General features: G+C 71.6%; 19 protein-coding genes. 13 read left to right on the forward strand and 6 right to left on the reverse strand.

Annotated elements, in window-relative coordinates; all coding sequences use genetic code 11:
- Nucleotides 1–57: 57 nt before the first annotated feature.
- Nucleotides 58–849, reverse strand: a complete 792-nt coding sequence (locus ACFPM7_RS13565; protein WP_378247671.1) for a SigB/SigF/SigG family RNA polymerase sigma factor — start codon at nucleotides 847–849, stop codon at nucleotides 58–60.
- Nucleotides 846–1,322: an ATP-binding protein gene (locus ACFPM7_RS13570; RefSeq protein WP_378247673.1), complete on the reverse strand. Its 477-nt coding sequence runs from the start codon at nucleotides 1,320–1,322 to the stop codon at nucleotides 846–848. The genes ACFPM7_RS13565 and ACFPM7_RS13570 overlap by 4 nt, the downstream gene beginning before the upstream one ends.
- Before the next feature lie 134 nt (nucleotides 1,323–1,456).
- Between ACFPM7_RS13570 and ACFPM7_RS13575 the strand changes: the two genes are divergently transcribed.
- The 12 genes from ACFPM7_RS13575 (at nucleotide 1,457) to ACFPM7_RS13630 (ending at nucleotide 16,582) form a co-directional block, all read left to right on the forward strand.
- Nucleotides 1,457–2,302, forward strand: a complete 846-nt coding sequence (locus tag ACFPM7_RS13575; RefSeq protein ID WP_378247675.1) for a LacI family DNA-binding transcriptional regulator — start codon at nucleotides 1,457–1,459, stop codon at nucleotides 2,300–2,302.
- Nucleotides 2,299–3,315, forward strand: coding sequence for a LacI family DNA-binding transcriptional regulator (locus ACFPM7_RS13580; RefSeq protein ID WP_378247677.1), 1,017 nt, complete (start codon nucleotides 2,299–2,301; stop codon nucleotides 3,313–3,315). Before ACFPM7_RS13575 ends, ACFPM7_RS13580 begins: the two co-directional genes overlap by 4 nt.
- A 260-nt stretch (nucleotides 3,316–3,575) precedes the next feature.
- Nucleotides 3,576–5,201 carry a cellulase family glycosylhydrolase gene (locus ACFPM7_RS13585; protein WP_378247679.1) on the forward strand — a complete coding sequence of 542 codons (1,626 nt, stop codon included), beginning with the start codon at nucleotides 3,576–3,578 and terminating at the stop codon, nucleotides 5,199–5,201.
- A 65-nt stretch (nucleotides 5,202–5,266) separates the two neighbouring features.
- Nucleotides 5,267–6,373 (forward strand): GDSL-type esterase/lipase family protein, encoded by a 1,107-nt coding sequence (locus ACFPM7_RS13590; protein WP_378247681.1) that lies wholly within the window; start codon nucleotides 5,267–5,269, stop codon nucleotides 6,371–6,373.
- A gap of 208 nt (nucleotides 6,374–6,581) precedes the next feature.
- Complete coding sequence (locus ACFPM7_RS13595; RefSeq protein WP_378247683.1) at nucleotides 6,582–7,886, forward strand: lytic polysaccharide monooxygenase; 1,305 nt, start codon at nucleotides 6,582–6,584, stop codon at nucleotides 7,884–7,886.
- Between the two features lie 59 nt (nucleotides 7,887–7,945).
- Nucleotides 7,946–8,515 carry a hypothetical protein gene (locus ACFPM7_RS13600; RefSeq protein ID WP_378247685.1) on the forward strand — a complete coding sequence of 190 codons (570 nt, stop codon included), beginning with the start codon at nucleotides 7,946–7,948 and terminating at the stop codon, nucleotides 8,513–8,515.
- A 334-nt stretch (nucleotides 8,516–8,849) separates the two neighbouring features.
- Nucleotides 8,850–11,789: a glycoside hydrolase family 48 protein gene (locus ACFPM7_RS13605; protein ID WP_378247687.1), complete on the forward strand. Its 2,940-nt coding sequence runs from the start codon at nucleotides 8,850–8,852 to the stop codon at nucleotides 11,787–11,789.
- A gap of 49 nt (nucleotides 11,790–11,838) precedes the next feature.
- Nucleotides 11,839–13,395, forward strand: coding sequence for an amidohydrolase (locus tag ACFPM7_RS13610; RefSeq protein ID WP_378247689.1), 1,557 nt, complete (start codon nucleotides 11,839–11,841; stop codon nucleotides 13,393–13,395).
- Nucleotides 13,396–13,647: 252 nt separating this feature from the next.
- A complete protein-coding gene (locus tag ACFPM7_RS13615; protein WP_378247691.1) occupies nucleotides 13,648–14,073 on the forward strand; it encodes an NUDIX domain-containing protein in 426 nt (141 codons plus the stop codon).
- A 2-nt stretch (nucleotides 14,074–14,075) separates the two neighbouring features.
- Entirely contained in the window at nucleotides 14,076–14,687 is a 612-nt protein-coding gene (locus tag ACFPM7_RS13620) for a hypothetical protein (RefSeq protein WP_378247693.1), read from the forward strand.
- Nucleotides 14,688–14,699: 12 nt separating this feature from the next.
- Nucleotides 14,700–15,329 (forward strand): hypothetical protein, encoded by a 630-nt coding sequence (locus tag ACFPM7_RS13625; protein WP_378247695.1) that lies wholly within the window; start codon nucleotides 14,700–14,702, stop codon nucleotides 15,327–15,329.
- Nucleotides 15,326–16,582, forward strand: coding sequence for a hypothetical protein (locus ACFPM7_RS13630; RefSeq protein ID WP_378247697.1), 1,257 nt, complete (start codon nucleotides 15,326–15,328; stop codon nucleotides 16,580–16,582). The genes ACFPM7_RS13625 and ACFPM7_RS13630 overlap by 4 nt, the downstream gene beginning before the upstream one ends.
- A gap of 47 nt (nucleotides 16,583–16,629) precedes the next feature.
- Here the strand turns inward: ACFPM7_RS13630 and ACFPM7_RS13635 are convergent, their stop codons facing one another.
- Both ACFPM7_RS13635 and ACFPM7_RS13640 read right to left on the reverse strand, forming a co-directional pair.
- A complete protein-coding gene (locus tag ACFPM7_RS13635; RefSeq protein ID WP_378247699.1) occupies nucleotides 16,630–18,504 on the reverse strand; it encodes a Calx-beta domain-containing protein in 1,875 nt (624 codons plus the stop codon).
- A 220-nt stretch (nucleotides 18,505–18,724) separates the two neighbouring features.
- Entirely contained in the window at nucleotides 18,725–20,494 is a 1,770-nt protein-coding gene (locus ACFPM7_RS13640) for an ABC transporter ATP-binding protein (protein WP_378247701.1), read from the reverse strand.
- A gap of 78 nt (nucleotides 20,495–20,572) precedes the next feature.
- Here ACFPM7_RS13640 and ACFPM7_RS13645 point away from each other — a divergent pair, with 78 nt between their 5' ends.
- Nucleotides 20,573–21,139: a TetR/AcrR family transcriptional regulator gene (locus ACFPM7_RS13645; RefSeq protein WP_378247703.1), complete on the forward strand. Its 567-nt coding sequence runs from the start codon at nucleotides 20,573–20,575 to the stop codon at nucleotides 21,137–21,139.
- 14 nt (nucleotides 21,140–21,153) lie between these two features.
- Here ACFPM7_RS13645 and ACFPM7_RS13650 read toward each other — a convergent pair whose 3' ends face one another.
- Both ACFPM7_RS13650 and ACFPM7_RS13655 read right to left on the reverse strand, forming a co-directional pair.
- Nucleotides 21,154–23,076, reverse strand: coding sequence for an ABC1 kinase family protein (locus ACFPM7_RS13650; protein WP_378248008.1), 1,923 nt, complete (start codon nucleotides 23,074–23,076; stop codon nucleotides 21,154–21,156).
- Nucleotides 23,077–23,198: 122 nt separating this feature from the next.
- The gene (locus ACFPM7_RS13655) at nucleotides 23,199–24,227 is read right to left on the reverse strand and encodes a family 2 encapsulin nanocompartment cargo protein polyprenyl transferase (protein ID WP_378247705.1); all 1,029 of its coding nucleotides are present in this window, start codon (nucleotides 24,225–24,227) and stop codon (nucleotides 23,199–23,201) included.
- Between the last annotated feature and the right edge of the window lie 2 nt (nucleotides 24,228–24,229).

The following is a 24,229-nucleotide window of genomic DNA, read 5'->3' on the forward strand; positions in this document are numbered from 1 at the left end:
TCACCGGCGATGTGCCGACGAGGTACCCGGATCGGGTGAGGCTCAACCGAGTGCGGATCAGTCCTCGATGCGGTCCCTGAGGCGGCGCAGCGTGCGGCTGAGCAGGCGCGAGACGTGCATCTGCGACAGGCCGACCTTCTCGGCGATCTGGGTCTGGGTCATGTTCCCGTAGAAGCGCAGCACCAGGATGCGGCGCTCGCGCTCGGGCAGCTCGGCCAGCAGCGGCTGCAGCGTCTCCTGCCGCTCGACGTCGGCGAGCGCGCCGTCCTCGATCCCGATCCGGTCGCCCACCGACGCGGAGTCCTCGTCCGGGCCCAGCACCTCGTCCAGCGACTGGGACCGGTACCCGCCCGCGGCCTCCAAGCCCTGGTAGACGTCCTCGATCGGCTCCTGGATGTGCTCGGCGATCTCACTGGGCGTCGGCGCGCGGCCCAGCCGCTGGGCCAACTCCGAGCCGGCGGTGCTGACCGCCAGGTGCAGTTCCTTGAGCCTGCGCGGCACCCGCAGCGACCAGCAGGTGTCGCGGAAGTGCCTGCGGACCTCGCCCATCACCGTCGGGATCGCGAAGGACAGGAAGTCGGTGCCGCGGGCCGGGTCGAACCGGTCGACGGCGTTGATCAGGCCGACGGTCGCGACCTGGAGCAGGTCGTCGTGGGGCTCGCCGCGGTTGGCGAAGCGCTGGGCGATGTGCTGGGCGACCGGCAGGTAGCCGGTGACCAGCTGCGCGCGCACCGAGGCGCGGTGGGGGTCGCCCTCAGGCAGAGACACCAGCTTGTCGAACAGGGGCGCGAGGTCCGCGTAGTCCGCGGACTCGCGGCGCGCCCGCGACGTCAGGTGCGGCTGCGTCACAGCTCGCCGACCTTCCTCGTCATCAGCACTTCGATGACCAGCTCGGGAGTGGCGCCGTCGGTGCGCACCGTGGTGGCGATCGAGTCGACCAGAGCGGTCAGCAGCCGCCAGCTCAGCGAGTCCTGCCGGACCGGGGAGACATCGCACACGGGTACCGACACGGTGAACGCCAGCGACCTCGGCAGCAGGGAGAACCGGCAGAGCAGCCGGGCACCAGCGGTCGAGCGGCGGATCAGCGTCGTGCAGATCTCGTCGGCCACCAGCTTGAGGTCGGCGATGGCGTCGATGTCGTGGTCCCCGCGCATGGCGACCGCGGTGGCCATCGTGCGCACGAGCGCCAGGCTTGCGAGGTCCGCGTCGACGCGCAGCTCGACGAGTTCCCCCTGGATCATGGCGTCCGCCAAGTCGGTCTCGGTGCGGGCGGTCCCGCCGCTCGGCGCCGGCCACCAGTTCGGCTGCATCCATTCGGTCACCTCGGTGGAGTACCCAGCGAGCGGGTTCCTACACCCGCGACCTCACCGCGCGCGGTGGCGACGGCCCCAGCTTGCCGCCGCTCGCTACACTCCGTGCACCCCACAGCCGCCACCAGGAGTCCCCAGGAGTCCCGTTGTCCGAAGCGCGCCCCACCGGCCCCGTCGGCCTGGTGCTGGCCCGCCCCGCTCGGCTGCTCGGCGTGGAGCCGTTCTTCATGGAGTTCATCGCGGGCATCGAGGAGCGCCTGGCCGAGCACGACCTGTCGCTGCTGCTGCACGTCGTCGCCGACCACGACGCCGAGATCGCCGCCTACCGGCGCTGGGCCGAGCACGGCATGGTCGCCGCGACCGTCGTGGTCAACCGCACCGACGGCGACCAGCGGCCCGCCGAGCTGACCCGCATCGGCCTGCCCGCCGTGCTCGTCGGCGAGCCCGCCGCCGGCCTGCCCGCCGTGCGCACCGACGACGCGGGCCCCGTCCGCGCCGCCGCCGCGCACCTGCTGGACCTGGGCCACCGGCGCATCGCCAGGGTCAGCGGCCCCGCCGCCCTGCTGCACACCCGGGCGCGCAGCGCGGCGCTCGCCGCCGCCTGCGCCGAGGTGGGGGCGGAGCTGGTGACCGTGGAGGCGGACTACACCGAGCAGTCCGGCGCCAAGGCCACCACCGAGCTGCTGACCTCCGAGCACCCGCCGACGGCGATCCTCTACGACAACGACGTGATGGCCGTCGCGGGCCTCGGCGCGGCCAAGGAGCTGCACGTCGCCGTGCCGGGCGAGCTGAGCCTCATCGCCTGGGACGACTCGACGCTGTGCCGGATGGCGACGCCCGCGCTCACCACCATGAGCGTCGACGTGCACAGCTTCGGCGGCGTCGTCGCCGACACCGTGCTCGACCTGCTCGCGGGCGCGGCGGTGCCCGAGCGCTGGTCGCCCGCCGCCCGGCTGGACGAGCGCGGCAGCACGGCGCCCGCGAGCCGGTGAAGCGGCCCACCATCTCCGACATCGCCCGCGCCGCGGGGGTGTCCACCGGAGCCGTCTCCTACGCGCTCAACAACCGGCCGGGCGTCTCCGCGGCGACCCGCGCGCGCATCCAGGGGATCGCCGAGCAGCTGGGCTGGGCGCCCAACCAGGCCGCCCGAGCCCTCTCCGACGGCCGCACCGGCGCGATCGGGCTGGTGATCGACCGGCCGGCGCGCAGCATCGGCGTCGAGCCGTACTTCATGCAGCTGGTCTCCGGCATCCAGGACGCGCTGGGCGACGGCACGGTCGCGCTGCTGCTCCAGGTCACCGACAACGCCGAGACCGAGCTGTCGCTCTACCGGCGGTGGTGGGCCGAGCGCCGGGTGGACGGCGTGCTGCTGGTCGACATCCGCGTCGACGACCCGAGGATCGACCTGGTGACCAGTCTCGGCCTGCCCGCCGTCGTGCTCGGCGAGCCCGCCGACGGCAGGCCGCCGTGCGTGTGGACCGACGACGCCGCCGCCATGGACGCCGCCCTCGCCCACCTCGCCGGGCTCGGCCACCGCAGGGTCGGCCGGGTCGCCGGACCCGCCGAGTTCGTGCACACCCGCTCCAGGACGCGGTTCTTCGCCGACAGCGCCGCCCGGCTGGGCCTGGACGCCGCGCCCGTCGCCACGGCCGACTACAGCGCCGAGGACGCCGCGCGGGCCACGCGCTCGGTGCTGATGGCGCCGGACCCGCCGACCGCGCTGGTCTTCGACAACGACGTCATGGCCGTCGCCGCCCTGGGCGTCGCCCACGAGCTGGGCCTGTCGGTGCCGGGTGAGCTGTCGCTGGTCGCCTGGGACGACTCGGCGCTGTGCGGGCTGGTCCGGCCCGCGCTCACCGCCGTCCGCCTGCCGATCGCCGAACGCGGCGCGGAGGCGGTGCGGATGCTGCTCGACGTGGTCGCCGGGGTCCAGGTCGGCCACCGCGTCACCGAGAACGCCGTGTTGGTGCCCAGGGGGACCACCGGGCCGCCGCGCCGCCGCTGACCGGCCGCGGTGGTGACGGCCGCGGTGGTGACGGAAAGTCACGCGCTTGACGCTTAACCGCTTAATTGCTTAAGTGATGACGTCCTTCCTCTCGGCGGAGACACACCGGGCACCCGGTGTGGGAGCGGCTCCGCGGTCAGGCGGACAGCACACCCGTGCGTCCGAGCAGACCGCCGCTCCCTGAGCGTCCCTTGTGGACGTCACTGGTCGTGCAGCACACCGGATCGATCAACGACGATTTCTCCACCGAGAGGTGTCCCATGAGGAAACGGCTGGCCGTGGCCCTGACCACGCTCGCCGCCTTGGTCCTTACCCTGCTCGTGGTCGTGCCCAGCGCGTCGGCGGCCGTAGGCCTGCGCGTGCAGAACGGAAAGCTCTTCGAGGGCAACGGCAACGAGTTCGTGATGCGCGGGGTCAACCACGCGCACACGTGGTACCCGGGCGAAACCGGCTCCTTCGCCAACATCAAGGCCACTGGCGCCAACACCGTCCGCGTGGTGCTGTCCAACGGCACCCGCTGGACCCGCAACAGCGGCTCCGACGTCTCCACCGTCATCTCGCTGTGCAAGACCACCAAGCTGATCTGCGTGCTGGAGGTGCACGACACCACCGGTTACGGCGAGCAGAGCGGCGCGGCGTCGCTGTCGCAGGCCGCCGACTACTGGCTCAGCGCCGACATCAAGAGCGCGCTCGCCGGCCAGGAGAACTACGTCATCCTGAACATCGGCAACGAGCCGCACGGCAACCAGGGCTACCAGAACTGGACCACCGACACCAGCCAGGCCATCCAGCGCCTGCGCGCGGGCGGCTACCAGCACGTCATCATGGTCGACGCGCCGAACTGGGGCCAGGACTGGTCGTTCACCATGCGCGACAACGCCGCGCAGGTCTACGCCGCCGACACCACCGGCAACACCATGTTCTCCATCCACATGTACGGCGTGTTCGACACCGCCGCCGAGGTCTCGGCCTACCTGAACTCCTTCGTCAGCAGGAAGCTGCCGATCCTGGTCGGGGAGTTCGGCCACGACCACTCCGACGGCAACCCCGACGAGGACGCCATCTTCGCCACCACCCAGTCGCTCGGCCTCGGCTACCTGACGTGGTCGTGGAGCGGCAACGGCGGCGGCGTCGAGTACCTGGACATGGTCCAGTCGTTCAACCCGAACTCGCTGACCTCGTGGGGCCAGCGGGCGGTCAACGGCGCCAACGGCATCAAGGCGACCTCGCGGCAGGCCACCATCTACGGCGGCGGCACCGACCCGGGTGACACCACGGCCCCGAGCCAGCCCGGCACGCCCACCGCGAGCGAGGTCACCGGCTCCAGCGTGCGACTGTCCTGGACCGCGTCCACCGACAACGTCGGGGTGACCGGCTACGACATCGTGCGGGTCGCGGGCGGGACGGAGACGGCGGCGGGTTCGTCGAGCGCCAACTCCGCGACCGTATCCGGCCTTGCCGCCTCCACCGCCTACACCTTCGCGGTGTACGCCAAGGACGCGGCGGGCAACCGCTCCACCCGATCCGGCACGGTCAACGTGCTCACCGGCGGCGGAACCGGCGGCGGCTCCTGCGCGGTCACCTACAAGGTCGCCGGGCAGTGGCAGGGCGGCTTCCAGGGCGACGTCGTCGTGCGCAACACCGGCACGGCGGCGGTCTCGGGCTGGCAGCTGCGCTGGTCCTTCGCCAACGGCCAGACCGTCTCGCAGGCGTGGAACGCACAGGCGAGCCAGTCCGGTGCGCAGGTGACCGCGGGCAATGTCGACTGGAACAGGAGCATTCCGGCCGGCGGCTCCACGAGCTTCGGCTTCATCGGCTCCTGGAACGGGTCGAACGGCGCTCCGACGGCGTTCACCCTCAACGGCGCGGCCTGCACGGTCGGCTAGTCCCAACTCCGGTTCCGGGGTGGTGTCCCGCCATCCCGGAACCGGCCTACCCAGTGGAGGAATCCGTGCTCCGCAAAGCCCTGCTGCCCGCGCTGACGGCCGCCTTCGCCGTGGTGCTGGCACTCCTCGCGCTGCCCGGGACGGCGGCGCAGACCGCCGCCGCGCCGGTGCGGGTGATGGCGCTCGGCGATTCGATCACCGGCAGTCCCGGCTGCTGGCGAGCGCTGCTGTGGGACAAGCTCAGGCAGGCGGGTCGATCGTCTGATGTGGACTTCGTCGGGTCGCGCAGCCCCGACGGCTGCGGCTTCGCCTTCGACGGCGAGCACGAGGGCCACGGCGGCATCCTGGCCACCACCGTCGCCTCGCAGAACCTGCTGCCGGGCTGGCTGTCGACCAGCAGGCCCGACGTGGTGCTGATGCACTTCGGCACCAACGACGTCTGGAGCAACCGGCCGACGGCGGCGATCCTGTCGGCGTTCGACACCCTCGTCGCCCAGATGCGGGCGGGCAACCCGTCGATGCGCGTGCTCGTGGCGCAGATCCTGCCGATGAACGCCGCCAACTGCGGCGAGTGCGCCCAGCGGGTCGTCGCCCTCAACGCCGCCCTGCCCGCCTGGGCGGCAGGGAAGACGACCAGCCGGTCGCCAGTGACCGTGGTCGACCAGTGGACGGGCTTCAGCACCGCGTCGGACACCTACGACGGCGTGCACCCGAACGCCTCGGGCGACCGCAAGATCGCCGACCGATGGTACTCGCCGCTGCTGACGGCCATCGACGGCGCGCCACCCCCGGTGACGACGTCCACCACGTCCACCACGATGACCACCACGATGACCACCACCACGACCACCACCACGCCCCCGCCTGTCGGGAGCTGTGCGGTGACCGTGCGGGTGGCCAACCGCTGGCAAGGCGGCGCCCAGCTGGAGATCGTGGTGACAAACCCGACCACCGGGACGATCCCGGGCTGGGCGGTGCGCTTCGCCCTGCGCTCCGGCCTGGCCGTGTCCCAGTCCTGGAACACCGCGGTGACCACGGCCGGGCTGGACGTGACGGCGTCCACTGTGGCCTGGAACAGGTCGCTGCCGCCCGGCGGCAGCACCACCGCGGGCATGATCGTCACCGGTGACAGCACCGGGTGGACGCCGGTCCCGATCTGCTCGCTGAGCTGATCCGGGACCGGTCACAGAGCGTCGCGGCCGTGCCTTCGGCGGGGTACGGCCGCGCCGCCGTGCCCTCCTGACCTCAGCCGCCGAAGGACTTTCGGCTCTGGTGAGGAAGACACTCACCCTTGACTAGATCGGGTGGGGGATGCTCCCCTAGTTCTGGGAGCGCTCTCAGTCCCGAGAGACCGCTCCTGGACATCAGAGGAGATGACCCGTGCGAACACGGCGCAACGGTGCGTTGCTCGCGGGCCTGGTCGGCGTGCTGGCTGCTGGGGGAATCCTGGTCCCGCAGCAGGTCGCGCAGGCCCACGGCGGCATGACTTTCCCGGCCACCCGGACCTACACCTGCTACCTGGACGGCAAGGCCGGTGGCGGCGGCGACCTGAACCCGACCAACGAGGCCTGCAAGGCGGCCGTCGCCGTCAGCGGCAAGCAGCCCCTGTGGGACTGGTTCGGCAACCTGATCAGCCTGGCGGGCGGCAGGCACCGGGAGATCATCCCGGACGGCAAGCTCTGCGGCCCCACCACCAAGTACGACGGCTACAACCTCGGCCACACCGCGTGGCCGACCACCTCCCTGCGGGCCAACTCGCAGGTGACCTTCCGCTACAACGCCTGGGCCCCGCACCCGGGCACCTGGTCGCAGTACGTCACCCGCGACGGCTACAACCCGAGCCAGCCGCTGAAGTGGTCGGACCTGGAGTCCGTGCCGTTCAACGAGGTCACCAACCCGCCGATCAACGGCAGCGGCCCCGACGGCGCCGAGTACACCTGGCCCGTCACGCTGCCGAACAAGACCGGCAGGCACGTGATCTACTCGATCTGGCAGCGCTCGGACAGCCCCGAAGCGTTCTACAACTGCTCAGACGTCGTGTTCAGCGGCGGAACCGGAGGCGGTGACACCACAGCGCCCTCCGCGCCCGGCACGCCGACTGCCAGCGGTGTCACCGCCTCCTCCGCCAACCTGAGCTGGGCGGCCTCCACCGACAACACCGGTGTCTCCGGGTACGACGTGTACCGGGAGAACGGGGCCAACGACACCCTGCTGGCCTCGGTCACGACCAACGCGGCCACGCTGAGCAACCTGACCGCCAGCACGGCGTACCAGGTGTACGTCGTCGCCAAGGACGCGGCGGGCAACCGCTCCGCGGCCTCGACGGCGGCCGGCTTCACCACATCACAAGGCGGTTCCGGCGGCGGCGCCTGCCGCGTCGCCCACACGATCACCTCGTCGTGGTCGGGCGGGTACGGGGCCACCGTCAAGATCACCAACACCGGGACGAGCGCGGTGTCGGGCTGGACGCTCGGCTGGACCTACGGCGGCGGACAGCAGGTGACCTCGGCGTGGAACGCCACCGTCACCCAGTCCGGCACGCAGGTGAGCGCCCGCAATGTGGCATGGAACGGCTCGATCGCGCCGAGTGCGACCGTCGAGTTCGGATTCAACGGCTCCGGGCAGCAGGGTGCCTCGGCGCCGTCCGGGTTCACGCTCAACGGATCGGCGTGCGCCGTTTCCTGATGGATGGCGGGGCGGACCTGCCCGGGTCCGCCCCGCCCCCGCTAGTCCGAGGAGCCACCATGAAGCGCCTGGTCACGACCCTGGCGGCCGTGCTCACCCTGGGCGCGTGCTCGTCCGGCGGCCACCACGACGACCCCATGCTGATCCCGTCCGGCTCCACCGGCACGGCCGCCCTCGGCCAACCGATGACCGACACCGACCTCGACCGAGTGGTGTCCTGGGTCCAGAAGGCCACCGACGAGTGTGACGACGCGTCCCCGGCCAGCGAGGAGCAGCTCGCGGAGTACCTGGGGCCACAGCGGTTCGAGTGGTACTCCGGTTACGTGGCCCAGTGGGCGACGTGCAAGGTGGCGCCGTACGACAAGATCGGCCTGGTGGTGTTCGAGCCGGACGCGCAGAAGGCCTTCCAGGAATCTTGGATCACCGCGCTGCGCTCCGGCGAGGAGCGCAGCAACCCGGACTGGGCGTTCGGAAACGGCTTCGCGGTGACGGCCGGGGCATTGGGTGTTGAGGAACTGGGGCTGCGCTACCTGATGTGCGAGGAAGGCGAGATCCCGGGCGCCGAGGTTGTGGCGTCCGATGTGGAGGGCTGCGTGTTCGCCGCCTTCGACCACCACGGGGGAACCTGACGGCCGACTCTGATCGGCCCCACTGACCGGGACCGCCCGCCAAGAGACTGGGAGCGCTCTTACACGGCGGGCGGTCCCGCCATTGTCCGGGGGAGTCGGGCGGGACGTGGGTGAGGTTCGCGGTGATCGCGACGCCACTTCCCGCGGATCCCCGACGGATCGTCCCGCATTCGGTGGCGCTTGACCTCCAGGGGCTCGTCCCTCTTCCCCTCAAGCTTGCGTATTCCCATCCCAGCCCCAGAGGTCTACCCTGGACTGAGAGCGCTCCCAAAGCGGAAGTCCCCGCGCGCTCCCGCGGGTTGTCCCTGTGTCCTGCGAAGGAGGACCTGCAACGATGCGATCCGTCCTGTCCCGCCGAGCCCGGCCAGGGCCGCTGGGTGTCGCCCTGGCGGCGACGGCCCTGGCGGCCGGCACGCTGGTTCCGCTAGCCGGCACCGCGCACGCCGCCGTGGCCTGCTCGGTGACCTACACGACCAACCAGTGGCAAGGCGGCTTCACCGCCAACGTCACCCTGAAGAACGAGGGTGACGCGCTCGCCGGCTGGCGCCTCACCTGGACCTTCCAAGACGGCCAGCGCATCCAGCAGGCCTGGAGCAGCAGGTACACCCAGAGCGGATCGGCCGTCACCATCTCCAATGAGGCGTGGAACGGCAACGTCGCCACCGGGGGGTCGGTTTCCTTCGGGTTCAACGCCAGCTGGTCCGGTCAGAACCGCACGCCGACCGACTTCGCGGTCAACGGCACTCCCTGCACCGGCGCCAACCGTCCGCCCGCCGTCTCGCTGACCGCGCCCGCCGACAACTCCAGCCACCAGTCCGGCACGCCGATCACGCTCTCGGCGTCCGCTTCGGACACCGACGGCACCGTCGACCGGGTGGAGTTCTACAACGGCACCACGCTGATCGGCACCGACACCACCTCGCCGTACAGCGTCGCGTGGGCCAACGCGCCAGTCGGGCAGCACTCACTCGCGGCGCGCGCCTACGACAACCGCGGCGCTTCCGCGCTGTCCACCCCCATCGCGGTCACCGTCGTCGGCGCGCCGACCATCGTGGCCTCGCCGTCGAGCGTGTCGGTCCGCCAAGGGCAGACCGCGACGGTCGGGATCAAGCTGGCCACCCAGCCCACCGGCTCGGTCACCGTCGCCGTGGCGCGCAGCGCGGGCAGCACCGACCTGTCCGCGTCGCCGACGAGCCTGACGTTCTCCACCTCCGACTGGAACACGGCGAAGAACGTCACGGTCACCTCGGCGAACAACGGCGGCGCGCTGGCTTCGGCCACGTTCACCGCCACCGCCACCGGGCACACCGCGGCCAGCGTCGCGGTCACCGAGATCTCGGCGGACGCCTCGGACTACACCCAGGCGTTCCTCGACCAGTACAACAAGATCAAGGACCCGGCCAGCGGCTACTTCCGCGACATCGGCGGCGTGCTCGTCCCCTACCACTCGGTGGAGACGCTGCTCGTCGAGGCGCCCGACCACGGTCACCAGACCACCTCGGAGGCCTACAGCTACTACGTGTGGCTGGAAGCCGCCTACGGCCGCATCACCGGCAACTGGGCGCCGTTCAACGCCTCGTGGGCCTCGCTGGAGAAGTACATCATCCCGTCGGCGGCCGACCAGCCGAACGCGGGCAGGCACAACCCCTCCTCCCCGGCGACCTACGCCCCCGAGCACCCGCACCCGTCGTCCTACCCCTCGCGGCTGGACAGCAGCGTCGCGGTCGGCCAGGACCCGCTGGCGGCCGAGCTGAAGTCGGCCTACAACCAGGACCACATCTACGGCATGCACTGGTTGCTCGACGTCGACAACACCCTCGGCTTCGGGCGCTGCGGCGACGAGTCCGACGCCGCTCCCGCCTACATCAACACCTACCAGCGCGGTTCGCAGGAGTCGGTGTGGGAGACCATCCCGCAGCCCTCGTGCGACACCTTCGCCCACGGTGGCGCCAACGGCTACCTCGACCTGTTCACCGGGGACTCGCAGTACGCCAAGCAGTGGAAGTACACCAACGCCCCCGACGCCGACGCGCGCGCCGTGCAGATCGCCTACATGGCGAACAAGTGGGCCACCGAGCAGGGCAAGGGCAGCCAGGTCGCCGACGTCGTCGCCAAGGCGACGAAGATGGGTGACTACCTGCGCTACGCCATGTTCGACAAGTACTTCAAGCGCGTCGGCAACTGCACCAGCCCGTCGTCGTGCCCCGCGGGCTCCGGCAAGAACAGCGCGCACTACCTGATGTCCTGGTACTACGCGTGGGGCGGCGCGACCGACTCCTCCGCGGGCTGGGCGTGGCGCATCGGCGGCTCGGCCAACCACCAGGGTTACCAGAACCCGCTGGCGGCCTACGCGCTGGCCAACGACCCGGCGATGAAGCCGAGGTCGGCCACCGGCCAGCAGGACTGGGCGACCAGCCTCACCCGCCAGCTCCAGTTCATCAAGTGGCTGCAGGCCGCCGACGGCGGCATCGCCGGTGGCGCGACCAACAGCTGGAACGGCCAGTACGGCACGCCGCCGACGGGTCTGCCGACCTTCAACGGCATGTTCTACGACTACCGGCCCGTCTGGCACGACCCGCCGTCGAACCGCTGGTTCGGCTTCCAGGTCTGGGGCATGGAGCGCGTCGCCGCCCTCTACTCCGAGACCGGCAACGCCCAGGCCAAGGACATCCTCGACAAGTGGGTGCCGTGGGCCATCGCCAACACCGACGTCGGCACCGGCGGCGACTTCGCCGTCCCGTCCGACATGACCTGGACGGGCACGCCGTCGGCGAGCTTCACCTCCAGCGGGACCAACTGGCCCGCCGCCAACCCGAACCTGCGCGTCACCGTCGACACGCAGGGCCAGGACGTCGGCGTCGCCGCCGCGCTCGCCAAGACCCTGCTGCACTACGCGGCCAGGTCGGGCAACGCCTCGGCCCGCACCACGGGCGAGGCGCTGCTGGACGCGCTGCTGGAGAACCAGACCGCCAAGGGCATCGCCACGGTCGAGACCCGGGGCGACTACAGCCGCTTCGACGACCCGTACGTGGCGGGCGGCGACGGCACGTACGTCCCGCCGGGCTGGACGGGCACCATGCCCAACGGCGACCCGATCAACTCCAGCTCGACCTTCCTGTCGATCCGGTCCTTCTACGAGGACGACCCGGACTGGCCGAAGGTGCAGGCGTACCTGGACGGCGGCCCCGCGCCGACGTTCACCTACCACCGGTTCTGGGCGCAGGCGGAGATCGCGACCGCCTTCATGTCGCACGTGGACCTGTTCACCCCGTAGGACGGTGAGCGGGGCCGTCCCGGCGGCCCCGCTCACTAGAGTGGCGTGCGTGCTTGATCTGCTGATCACGGGCGCACGCGTCCGGACCATGGACCCGGCCCTGCCCGAGACCGACGCCATCGGCGTCTGGCGGGGCCGGGTCCTCGGTGTCGGCGACGCGGTGCGCGGGCTCCCCGCCGCGACCCGGGTCGACCTCGGTGGGGCGTGGGTCGTCCCCGCCTTCATCGATGCCCACACCCACCTGGCCTGGGCCGGGCTGGCGATGGGCACGCCATCGGTCGCCGCCTGCCCCGACCGCGCCACCCTGTTCGCGGTCGTGGCGGGGGCGGCGGCCCAGCGGCCCGCGGGGGAGTGGGTCGACGTCGTCGGCTACGACCAGCGCCGCATCGGCAGTCACGTCACCGCCGCCGAGCTGGACGCCGTCGCCGACGGCCGCCGCGTGCACCTGATCCACGACTCCGGCCACGCGTGCGTGGTCACCTCGACCGTGCTGGACCTGCTCCCGGGCGTTCCGCACCGCGACGGCCTGCTGGTGGAGAGCGGCGCGGCGGCCGTGCGGGAGCTGCGCCAGCCGTACTCGCTGCCGGAGCTGGTGGACGCGCTGGAGCGCGCGAGCGGCCAGTGCCTGTCCGAGGGCGTGACGGCCTGCGCCGAGGCGGGCGTCGGCGGCGGGCTGATCAAGCACAGCCCGATCGAGGCCGCCGCCTACCTGGAGGCCGAGCGCCAGGGCAGGCTCGGCGTCCGCGTCGGCCTGATGGTCGCCGCCGACCTCCTGCGCGCGTCGGCAGCGCACCCGTCGGACGCGACCCCGCGCGCGATGGACCTGGGCCTGCGCACCGGCTTCGGCGGCGAGCGCCTGTCGCTGGGCGCTCTCAAGGTCTTCACCGACGGCGGCATGATGGCCCGCACCGCCGCCCTCACGGTGCCGTACGCCGACGGCTCCGGCTCCGGCGAGCTGTACGCCGACCCGGAGCACCTGCACGCGGTCATCCGCGATGCCCACATGGCGGGGTGGCAGCTGGCCGTGCACGCGATCGGGGACCGTGCCGTGGACGTCGCCCTGGACGGCTTCGAGAAGGCGCGGGCGGCGGCCGCGCGGCCGTGGCTGCGGCACCGCGTCGAGCACGCCGGGCTCGTTCGACCGGATCAGCTGGCGCGCTTCGCCGACCTGGGGGTCGCGGCGGTGGTGCAGCCCGCGTTCCTGTGGTCGTTCGGGGACGACTACGCGCGGATCATGGGTGAGGAGCGCGCGGGCTGGCTCTACCGGGGGCGCTCGTTCCTGGAGGCGGGGGTGCGGCTGGTGGGCAGCTCGGACCGGCCGGTGACGGTGGGGGCTCCGCTGGTGGCGATGCGGTTCATGGTCGATCGGCGGTCGTCGTCGGGAGCGGTGGTGGGGCCCGCTGAAGGGATCACGCCGGAGCAGGCCTTGCGCGCGTACACCGTCGACGCGGCGTGGGCGTGCGGGTGGGAGGACACCCTGGGCAGCATCACCCCGGGCAAGCACGCCGACTTCACCGTCCTCGCCGACGATCCGCTGGAGACGTTCGACACCACGGTCGTCAGCACGGTGGTCTCAGGTGAGATCGTGTCGGGGCAACACTGGTGAGTTACCGCCATTCGAGTGAGATAACAGCCGAGTTCCCGGTGGAGCTCGCCTTGGAAAATGAGCGACAGTGGACCCGCTTCGGGAAAATCCCAAGAAGCCGCTAATCAATGAGCAGGATTCAGCTAATCAGTACACGTGCACGCGCGTGCCCCGTGTGGGGGAAGCCGGAACTACGCGTTTCCTATGTGCGCCTTTCATTCTGTGGCGGTGATCTTGCTGCCATAATGGTGCTCCTTGTCGAGAAGGGGCGTCATGTCGATCCAATTCGCGCAGAAGGCGATCATCGTCTCGGGGGCATCGATACTCCTGGTCCGCAAGAGCGTCACCGACCCGCACAATCCGAGCTGCTGGGAATTGCCCGGTGGTCGGATGAAAGACGGTGAAGGCGTCGACGAGCACCTGCGGCGGGAGATATGGGAAGAGGTCGGACTCGACGTCTCCCCGCAGGAACCGGTCGCGCTGTGGTCCTGGCTGATGGAACGCGACGGCGACGTCACGACGGTGGTTGCGGTGGCGCGCCGGTGCTCGCCGGTGTCGGGCACGCTGACCGGCGACAACCGCGACATCGATGACCACATCGACGCCGCCGAGTGGGTCCCCTTCGACCAGGTGCTCGACCGCGATCTCATCCCCAGTCAGAAGGCCGTCCTCACGGACCTGGTCGTCGGGCTGGGGTGAGCGTGTCCGCGCCGACGGTGGCCAACAGGATCGTGTTCTCGGGCTATACGGCCGCGGGGAAGACGACACACGCCCGTCTCGTCGCGGACGAACTCGGCTGGCGCTACCTCGGCATGGCTGAGGTGCTGACCGAGGTCGCCGGGTTCGCCGAACCCCGCTGGACGCCGGAGCTCGACCGCGCCCGCGCCGAGGACCCGACCATCGATCAGCGCGCCGACGCCCGGATGACCGCACTGGTCGGTGACTCCGTCGAGGTCGTCGTGGACGCGTGGCTGCAGCCGTGGCTGGTTCCCCGCCGCGGCACGCTCACCGTCTGGGTCGAGTCCAGCTTCCGCAGCCGCGCGATGAAGTGCCTCGTGTCCGCTGTCCGGCGCGGGTCGCCGGTCGACCCGCCGGGTGCGAACCGGCTGCTGGAAGACCTGGAGGACAAGGACACCTTCTCCCGGCGCCGGTTCCGCGAGCTGTACGGCGTCCGATTCGGCTACGACCCGGGGACGTTCTCCGTGCGCTTCGACAACTCCGCGCACATCGCCGAACCGACCGTCGCCGCGTCCGACCGCGGCATCCGGCTCGGCCACCCCGCGCTGATGGATCACATCCGAAGACGGCTCTGACGGGAGGGACCCTTGTCGGACAGCTATCACGACGGCTGCTTCCTCTGCGTCGCGGTCCGCGGCGTGTCCACACTGGACTGGATTGACCGGCCGCTGCTGCTGGACCCGCGCGCGGGCGTGGTGCTGGCAGGCGCGGGCGCGCTGGTCCCCGGATACGCGCTGGTCGCCCCCCGCGCGCACGTCGGCAGTCTGGCCGAGGCGGTGACCGACCGCCGGTTCCTCCGGTTCCTCGACGACGCCGTCGGCTTCGTCGAGGAGCGCTTCGGCGAGATCACCTTCTGGGAGCACGGCGGCGTGCTGGCCGAGGTGCCGTCATCGGCCTGTGTGGAACACGCGCACCTGCACGTCGCCGCGGGCTCCTTCGAGTTCGTCACCGGCGCGCCGGTCCGCGCCCGCGGCCGACTGCTCATCGACACCGTCCGGCAGGGGCGTGGGACCGCGCCGTACCTGCTGCACGGCGGGACCGGGCGCGACTGCGTCCTCACCGACGATCCCGCGGTGCCGCAGTACTACCGGCGGCAGCTCGCCCACGCCGTCGGCAAGCCGGACCACTGGGACTACGCCGCGGTGCGCGGCGAGGAGCATGCCGAGGCGACGATGCGGCTGCTGCTGGGCAACTTCACCGGAGCCGCGCGCAGATGAGTCCGCTCATCCTCCCGGCGAACAAGGTCTACCGATGCGTGGACGACGAGCTGGCGACCATCACGATGGCCAGGATCCGGGAGAAGTTCGCCACCCTGCTGAGCACCGGAGCCCAGTCAGGCGCCCTGCCCGACGGTCTGCTCGCGGCGGGCCAGTACCTCGACCAGCCCGACTTCGACCAGCGAGGACTGTTCGGCACCGCGGCGGCGATCCTGGTGCACGCGGGCGGTCGGCCCGACGACGCGTCCCTGAAGGCGGCCCGGGCGCTCATCGAGTACCTCAGGGCCCGGCCGGAGGTCGAACCCGCGCTGGCCCGCGACGAGCACGACCGCGCGGACATGCGCCGCAAGATCCGGTTGGAGCGGATCGACACGTTCAAGACCGCCGATGTCGTCTACGCGCTGTCGTTCGTCCCGGCGATCGTCTCCGGCAAGGACGCGCTCCTGCGCGAGCTGGTCGACCGCGTCCAGGCCGCGCGGCTGCCCGCCGGCGGCTGGGCGACCCAGCTGGCCGCGGACCGGACGCACGACCCGTTCGCCACCGCGCACGTCCTGCGCGCGCTGCACGCCGTCGGCGCGCCGATGGACCCCGTTGACGTCCGCACCCTCGTCGACGCGCTGGCCACGCCAGGAGACCCGTACGCGAGGACGTTCCTGATGTCCGTCCTGCTCGACATCGGCGGCGGTGAGCACACCGAGCTGGTCCGTGCCGAGTTCGCCCGGGTTGTGGGACAGCTCCGGGAGCAGTGCGGCACCTACGCCGAAGCCAACTTCGAGTACACGATCGGCAAGCGCCAGTACTACGTGCGGGTCCCGTGGCAGCTGTACCTCATCCAGGTCGTGCTCGGGCTCTCCTCCGGACTGGCGTTCTTCTCCGCGTTCTGGCAGAAGCAGCTCCTCGGCGTGGTGGAGCGGATCAACTCGCCGGAGGGTTTCGTCTACGCGCAGTCAGGTCACGCGCAGTCCACCCGCACCTACGGGATCGTCTTCGACCTCATGCGCCGCGTCGCGCAGCGCTGCCGGTCGGCGACGTGGTTCAACGCCGCGGGCGGGTTCATCAACCGGGTGACCCGCGTCGCGGACTCGGGCGTCACCCAGGCGCTGGTCGTCGTGGCCGGGATCGCGGTCGTCGTCGTGACGACCGTGCGGTGGTTCGGCGACGACGGGGCGGACGCGGGCGAACTGGCGCCCAACTTCCTCGCCGCCGCCGTGGTCGCACTGCTGCAGTGGGGGCTGCTCCGGGCGAAAAGGTGAGCGGTGGCGGGTCCGTGGCCCGCCACCGCTCATTCAGGCGGCACCCGCTAGCGGACGCAGGGGTTTCCGCCGGGGTGGGCCGAGGTGCCGTGGATGTCCGCCTTGGCCTCGGCGATGACGATGCTCGTCAGCGGGGTCTCCAGGGCGACGGCCCGCTGGGTCAGGACGCCGTTGACCAGCGTCTGGGAGTTGAGCTTCAGGGAGCCGATCACCAGCGGGATCGTCAGCGGGGCCGAGCCGACCGTGACCGGCAGGCCGTTGATCCGCAGGGACGCCACGTGCGAGTTGCCCGAGAAGACCGGCTTGAGGCCATCGTCGTCCGCCACGCAGGTGACGGTGGCGTTGGACTCGATGGCGCCCAGTTCGATGCTCAGGCCCAGGGTGCTGATGCCGGTGGTCTCCACCGCGGCGCGGGAGTGCACGCCGTCACCGGGCTCCGGGGCGATCTGCTGGTCGTCCGGGGTCAGGTCGGTGGTGGCGGTCAGCGCTTGGGCGCCGACCCGGATCAGGCCCGCGTTGAGGCCGGCGTCGACCACGGTCTCGGCGTCGTCGACGCAGGGGATGTTGGCCGGGTTGGCCCTGGCGACGGTCACCGAGGCCACGCGCAGGGCGGTGGCGGTGCAGGAGAAGGCGCCGTCGCGGTCGGCGTCGATGATGGTGCCCTTGCCGGTCGGGTCGATCAGGCCCGCGCCGACCGGGTTGGACAGGGTCACCGCGTAGTTCTCGGTCAGCTCGTCCACCGTGTCACCGGCGACCTGCACGCCGAAGGTCTTGGTGGTCTCGCCCGGGGCGAAGGTGAGGGTGCCCGAGGCTGCGGCGAAGTCGCCGGGGGCGACGGCCGTGCCGTTGGCGGTGGCGTACCGCACCGACGTCGCCGAGGTGCCCGGAATCGACTGGGTGACGGTGAAGGTCGCCGTCACGGTGCCCAGGTTCGGCTCGGTCACGGTGACGTCGTCCACGGAGAAACCCGGCACCCGGACGGTGATCGACTGGACGTAGCCCGCGGACACGCCGTTGACCAGGTAGTCGACCGAGCAGGTGTAGACGCCCGGCGCCGCGTTCGGGGCGGCGGCGATCGTCTCGGTGAAGGCCGCGGTGCCGCCGCCCTCGACGGTGCGGCCGGCCGGGGTGTTGGTGACGTCGACCTCGTCGTCGCAGGCGCCCACGGTCGGGGTGACGGTCACCTCGATGGCGCCGAGGCCCGCCAGGATCGCCTCGGAGACCTGGTCGGCGGGGACGTTGTTGAGCAGCACGCCGCCGGTGGCCTCGGTGATGGCGGTGGCCTGGCCGAACGCGTCGATCGCGCCGACGTTGACCATGATCACCCGCACCTCGGCGGCCTGGAGCGCGGCGATCGCGTCGGCGAGGGTGTGCCCGCCGCTGGGGTCGTGCGACGGCGCGTCGCCGAAGACCGCGACGATGCGGCTGCTGCCCTCGCGGAAGGCGATCTCGTCGGTGGCGATCTCCCAGAGGGCGTTGATGTAGGCCTCGGGGGCGTCGCCGCCGCCGGAGGCTGTCCACTGGTTGATGCCGGTCTGCACCGCGGCCTCGTCGGCCGTGGTGTTCTGGTTGACCCGGAAGGCGAACGGGTCGGTGAAGTCCTTGTACTCCGCCACGGCGAACTGCGCGCTCGGCTGCGCGCCGAGCACATCGGAGGTGATCTCGCCGGCGTTGGCCTTCACGTTGGCGATGGCGCCGCCCATGCTGCCGGTGGTGTCGGCCAGCAGCACGAGGTCGGGGTTGGGCGGCACGGCCGCCGTCGTGACCGACTTGGCCACCGTCGTGGACTGGCCCGGCCCCAACGTCACATCCACTGTGGACGGTGTGACGCCGGGCGGCGCCGCCGCCGCCGTGGTGGCGGGCAGCACGACCAGACCCGCGGTGAGCGCGAGCACCAGGAACCCGGCGGATCGTCTTCGCATGTGTCCTCCCAGAATCGCTGAACCCGACCATCCTGTGAGGCCGCGGGAGCGGCGACAACGCGCAGGACCGCAGTGCACGCTGCCGGTGGATCAGGCTGAACCCCATTGGCTCAGCGGGGGGAGGGTGCGCGCCACACAGCGTCAGGCGCGCGTGCACCGATCAGGTTAGGCCGGAAGGCCCGTCGCCGTGCCTGAAAGGACGGCAGACGGGCCCTCGGTGTCACGAGGTGAGGACGGCCTCGTCGTCCGGGATGCGCAGGGATTCCACCAGTTCCCGGTATAGTTCGTCGGTCGCGAGCAGCTCGGCGTGCGTGCCGCGGGCGCGCACCCGGCCGTCCTGCATGACCAGGATGGTGTCGGCATCGACCACCGTGGACAGTCGGTGAGCAACCGTCACGACTGCCGCTGTGCGTGCGTGTTCACGGATGACGTCGTGCAGCGCGGCCTCGGTGAGACCGTCGACCTGCGCGGTCGCCTCGTCCAGCAGCAGCACCTCCGGCGCGGACAGCACCGCCCTGGCCATCGCGATGCGCTGCCGCTGCCCGCCGGAGACCGACGTCGCCGACAGCGGCGTGTCCAGGCCGTCGGGCAGGCCGTCGGCCAGCGTGTCGAGCCGCACGGCGCGCAGCACCCGGTGCAGCTGCTCCTCGGTGGCCCCGGGGTGGGAGAACAGCAGGTTGTCCCGGATCGTCCCGGGCACGACCGGCGTCTCCTGCTCGACGTAGGCCAGCCGGGAGCGGACGTCGGCGTGGGTCAGCTCCCCGTACGGGACGCCGTCGAGCAGCAGCGTGCCGCCCTGCGGCTCCAGGAACCGCAGGATCAGCGAGAACAGCGTCGTCTTGCCCGCGCCCGACGGGCCGACGATCGCGGTGTGCCCGACCCGCGGCACCGCCAGGTCGATCCCGCGCACGGCGGGTTCGGCGTCCGGGCCGTAGGCGGCGCTCACCCCGCGCAGCTCCAGGACCGGGGAGTCGGGGGAGAAGCGCGCCCCGGTGCTCAGCGCGCCGTCGTCCTCGATGGGCAGCGCCTCGACCTCGCGGATGCGCGCTGCCGCGGCGATGCCGTCCTGCAGGGCGGTGACGTTCTGGCTCAGCGTGGTGATGGGGTCCATCAGGCCGAAGGCGTAGAGCAGGAACGCGATCAGCGCCGAGACGGCCAGCTCGCCGTCGGCGACCCGCCACGCGCCCAGGCCCAGGATCAGGATGATGGCCAGCTGGATGCCCGTCCACGCCGTGCTCCAGGCCACCGCCTCGCGGCGCACCGCGCGGATGCTGTGCCGCGCGGCCTCCCGCGCGTCGGCGACGATCCGCTCGGACTGGCGGTCCTCGGCGCGGCTGGCCTTGACCGTGCGGACCGCGCGCAGCCCGCCCTCCAGCGAGCCGCCCAGGGCGCCGATGTGCGCCTGGGCCTTCTCCTTGGCGACGGCGATGGCGGGCATCAGCACGCCGAACAGGATCGCGATGACGATCACCGCGGCGACCGTGGTGGCCAGCAGGACCAGGTCCAGCACCGCCATCAGGGCGAGCGTGCCGACCAGCATGACCGCGCCGTTGATCAGGCCGATGACGCTGGAGGTGGCCGCCTCTCGCAGCAGCACGGTGTCGGAGGTGACCCGGGTGACCAGCTCGCCGGACTGCCGTCCGGTCACCGAGGGAACCGTGGCGCGGAAGAACCGCCGCACCATCGCCTCGCGCGCGGCCAGCACGACCCGCTCGCCGAGGGTGCCCAGCAGCATCCACTGCCACAGCCACACGCCGGTGCCCACGACCAGCAGCGACAGCATCAGCACGATCGGCCCGGACAGCGACGCCGAGGCGCTCAGCGAGTCCAGCACCCACTTGGTGGCCATCGGGGTGGCCAGGCCCGCCGCGGACCCGGCCAGGGCCAGTACGAGCCCCAAGGCGAGGGCGCCGCGGTGCGGCCTCGCGAAGGACCACAGCACGCGTAACCGGGGGAACCGGCCTCCGGTGTTCACTGTCGGAACGCTCATGCCTACTAGTGGAACATGAGTGTTCCGCGACGGTCAACTGAGATTCCGAACCGGGTCACGATGGCTTACTGTGGGCGCATGGCCAGCGCACCGACCGAATCCGGCGCCAAGGCGCGCACCCGCCGCGCGATCCTGGAAGCCGCCGTCGAGGTGCTCACCACCGACCCCGCCGCCTCCCTCGCCGACATCGCCGGAGCCGCCGGAGTCGGCCGGACCACGGTCCACCGCTACTTCCCCGAACGCGCCGACCTGGTCTCCGCGCTGAGCTGCGCGGCGGTGGAGCAGATCGCCGAGGCCACCGAGCGCGCCCGCATCGCCGAGGGCACCGGCATCGAGGCCATCGAACGCGCCTGCCAGGAGTACTTCGACCTGGGCAGCATGCTCACCCTCGTCTTCAACGACCCCCAGCAGTACGTCGGCGCCGAGTGGGACACCTGCACCCCGGCGGACACGGCCTTCCTGGAAACCGTCGAGCGCGGCCACGAGGACGGCAGCATCGACTCCCGCCTCACCCCGCTGTGGGTGCAGAACCTGCTGTGGTCGCTGCTGTACTCGGCCTGGCAGTACGTGCAGGAGGCGCAGGTCTCCCGCCACCACGCGCTCGACATGTGCCTCTACAGCGTCCGCAAAGCCTTGCGGCCCTGAGCCTGCGACACGGCCTAGCGCCGTCTCGACTGGGCTCGGAAGACCGTGTAGAGCAGTCGCAGGCCCACCATGGCGCTGACGATGAGCAGGTTGTAGCCGATCAGCTGGTTGAGCGTGAGCTGCGGAAGCACCACCGGGCCGCTGTCGGAGGCGATGAGGATCGCGGCGATCAGGCCCGCGCCGAGGCCGAGGAAGGCCAGCAGCACCTCGTGCAGCAGGCCGGTCACCACGTCGCGGTCGCGTTCGTCGGCGAAGAGGCGCACGCCGACCGACAGCCTGCCCTCCTCGATCGCGCCGCCGATGCGGTCCAGCCTGCGCGGCAGGCGGCGCAGGACCGGCAGCATCGCCATCGCCTCGTGGGTCAGGCTCTGGCGCAGGGTGTCCGGTTTGAGCTGTTCGCCGATCTGGGCGGCGGCGAACCGGCGGGCGGCGACGACCAGGTTGAACCCGGGGGCCAGCAGCGCCAGTGTGCCCTCCAGGGTGGCGAGGGAGCGGAAGACGGCGGCGACCGGGGGCGGAACGGCCAGGCGGAACTCCGTCACCACGCGGAAGACCTCGGTGAACATCTGCGCGTCGGGGGCCTGGTCGTGGCCGAAGTGCTTGGCGGCCAACGCGCCGAGCGCGCGCTCCAGCCGGGCCTCATCGATCTGCTCGGGGCGGTCGACGATCTGCAGGAGCCCGTCGCGCAGACCGGCGGCGTCGCCTCGGTCGAGGGCGACGAGCAGGGCCTGGATGCCGCCGCGCAGGCCCGCGTCCAGGCGGCCGACCGAGCCGAAGTCGAGCAGCCCCAGCGATGGGCCGTCGAGGAGCAGGACGTTGCCGGGGTGCGGGTCGGCGTGGAAGACCCCGTGCTGGGTGATCTGGCGCAGCACGCACTCCAGCAGCGACCGGGCCAGATCCGCCTTGGCCTCGGGGGCCAGGGCGGCGGCGTCGGCCAGCGGGACTCCGACCATGCGGCTCATCACCAGCACGCGGTCGGTCGAGAGCTCCTCGTGCACCACCGGCAGCCCCACCGTGTGATCGGGCGTGGCCGCCCGCACCGCCGCGATGTTGCGCGCCTCCACCCGGAAGTCCAGCTCCTCGACCAGCGCCGCCGCGAACCCCGAAGCCAGGTCCACCACCCCCAGCGAGCGCGCCCACGCGGCGCGCGTGTCCATGGCCGCCACGACGCGGTGCAGGATGTCGAGGTCGCGCTCCACGACCTCCCTGATACCGGGCCGCTGCACCTTCACGACGACCTCGGTGCCGTCCTTGAGCCGCGCCCGGTGCACCTGGGCGACGGAGGCGGCGGCGATCGGCTCGGGGTCGAACTCGGCGAAGGCCTCGGCGGGCGCGACACCCAGTTCGTCGGTGAGGACCCGCTCGATGTCGGCGGCCGAGACGGCGGCGACCTGGGTCTGGAGTGTGCTCAGCTCGGCGATGAAGGCGGGCGGCAGCAGGTCGGGGCGGGTGGAGAGGACCTGGCCGAGCTTGACGAAGGTGACTCCCGCCTCTTCCATGGCCCGCCTGAGGCTGCGGGCGAGAGCGGCTTCCCGGTGCACGCCCGCGCGACGGTCTCGGCGACCGTAGAGGTAGGGGGCCAAGCCGTGCTTGACGATGATGCGCGAGATGCGGGAGTAGCGGCGGGTCCGGGAGAAGCTCCGGCGAATGGCCCGGACGCGGCCGATGACGCCAAGGCCGGTTCCGCTGGGGGAGGCCATCTCCGCGACGAACAGGAAGGCGAGGGTGGCGAGGAAGGCTGTTCCGGCCACGGTCACCAGGAGGCCGATGAAGGCGCCTGGCGTGTCCTCCAACTCGCTGAAGGGCAGGACGAAGACCATGCCGGTCGCGACCGACCAACCGACCGCCGCCCCGATCAGGGCACGGAGGGTGCCGACCCGGACGCCGAGGACTCGCCGGGCGGCTACCACCAGGGGCCAGTAGATGAGGAGGTACATGGGAAGGGCGAGCAGCCCTAGAAACGGCGAATCCACGCGACCGACCCCCGAGGTGTGACTGTGCGGACGCGTCGATCCCACCACAGGGGGTGGCCTCGCTGTGGAGGCCACCCATACGGGCTCTAGTGATCCCTGCGGACGATCAGTTCGGCGAGGGCGGTGAGTTCCGCGATCGGGCGCTCCCTGGTCGAGCCGTCACGCAACGCGGTCCGCGCCGTGGTGAACAGAGCGCTGATCTCGCTCTGGCACCAGGCCCTTCCGCCCGCGTCCGCCACCAGGTCCGCGCAGGCGGCGGCGTCGGTGGGGGACAGGGCGCCGGGGGAGAAGTACAGCTCGCGCAGGCGGGTCGAGGTCGGGTTGTCGGCGCCCAGCGCGGCGACGACGGGCAGCGACTTCTTGCGGCTCACCAGGTCTGAGTGGACAGGCTTGCCGGTGACGTCGGGGTCGCCCCAGATGCCCAGGAGGTCGTCCACCAGTTGGAAGGCCAGGCCGATCTTCTCGCCGAAGGTGCGCAGCAGTGCCACGCGGTCAGGCGACGCGCCGCCGTAGAGGGCGCCCAGGCCGGTGGCGCAGCCGAGCAGGGCGGCGGTCTTCAGGTGCGCCATGCGGACGCACTCCGGGAGGGTGACGTCCGTGCGGGACTCGAAGGACAGGTCCAGGGCCTGGCCGTCCTGGACCGCGAGCACCGCCTGGGAGAGGGCCTTGGCCGCGTCGCGGAAGGCGGGGCTGCAGTCGGTGGCCAGGACTTCGTAGGCCAGGGTCAGCAGGGCGTCGCCTGCCAGGATGGCCTGGCCGACGCCGAAGACGGTCCACGCCGTGGGGCGGTGGCGGCGGGTGTGGTCGCGGTCCATCACGTCGTCGTGCAGGAGGGTGAAGTTGTGGACCAGTTCCACCGCCACGGCGGCGGGGACGGCGGCCAGGGCCGAGCCGCCGACCGCCGCCGCCGCGCGCAGTGTCATCGCCGGGCGGATCGCCTTGCCGTGGTCGGCGTCGGCGGGCGTGCCGTCGGCGTCCCACCAGCCGAAGTGGTATCCGGCGATGTGGCGCAGCGATCCTGGCAGGCTGTCGACGGCCGTGCGCAGGGCCGGGTCGAAGGCGGCGCGGCTGTGGGTCAGCACGTCGCGGGCGCTGGGCCGGGTCTCGGTGGTCATCG

This window comes from Actinokineospora guangxiensis, from assembly GCF_042657845.1.
Taxonomy (GTDB): domain Bacteria; phylum Actinomycetota; class Actinomycetes; order Mycobacteriales; family Pseudonocardiaceae; genus Actinokineospora; species Actinokineospora guangxiensis.

What these genes read in the sequence shown, in the direction of transcription:
- ACFPM7_RS13585 (WP_378247679.1), top strand. Translation starts at nt 3,576, where the DNA reads ATGAGGAAACGGCTGGCCGTGGCCCTGACCACGCTCGCCGCCTTGGTC.
- ACFPM7_RS13600 (WP_378247685.1), top strand. Translation starts at nt 7,946, where the DNA reads ATGAAGCGCCTGGTCACGACCCTGGCGGCCGTGCTCACCCTGGGCGCG.
- ACFPM7_RS13605 (WP_378247687.1), top strand. Translation starts at nt 8,850, where the DNA reads ATGCGATCCGTCCTGTCCCGCCGAGCCCGGCCAGGGCCGCTGGGTGTC.
- ACFPM7_RS13615 (WP_378247691.1), top strand. Translation starts at nt 13,648, where the DNA reads ATGTCGATCCAATTCGCGCAGAAGGCGATCATCGTCTCGGGGGCATCG.
- ACFPM7_RS13630 (WP_378247697.1), top strand. Translation starts at nt 15,326, where the DNA reads ATGAGTCCGCTCATCCTCCCGGCGAACAAGGTCTACCGATGCGTGGAC.
- ACFPM7_RS13635 (WP_378247699.1), bottom strand. Translation starts at nt 18,504, where the DNA reads ATGCGAAGACGATCCGCCGGGTTCCTGGTGCTCGCGCTCACCGCGGGT.
- ACFPM7_RS13640 (WP_378247701.1), bottom strand. Translation starts at nt 20,494, where the DNA reads ATGAGCGTTCCGACAGTGAACACCGGAGGCCGGTTCCCCCGGTTACGC.
- ACFPM7_RS13645 (WP_378247703.1), top strand. Translation starts at nt 20,573, where the DNA reads ATGGCCAGCGCACCGACCGAATCCGGCGCCAAGGCGCGCACCCGCCGC.
- ACFPM7_RS13650 (WP_378248008.1), bottom strand. Translation starts at nt 23,076, where the DNA reads ATGTACCTCCTCATCTACTGGCCCCTGGTGGTAGCCGCCCGGCGAGTC.
- ACFPM7_RS13655 (WP_378247705.1), bottom strand. Translation starts at nt 24,227, where the DNA reads ATGACCACCGAGACCCGGCCCAGCGCCCGCGACGTGCTGACCCACAGC.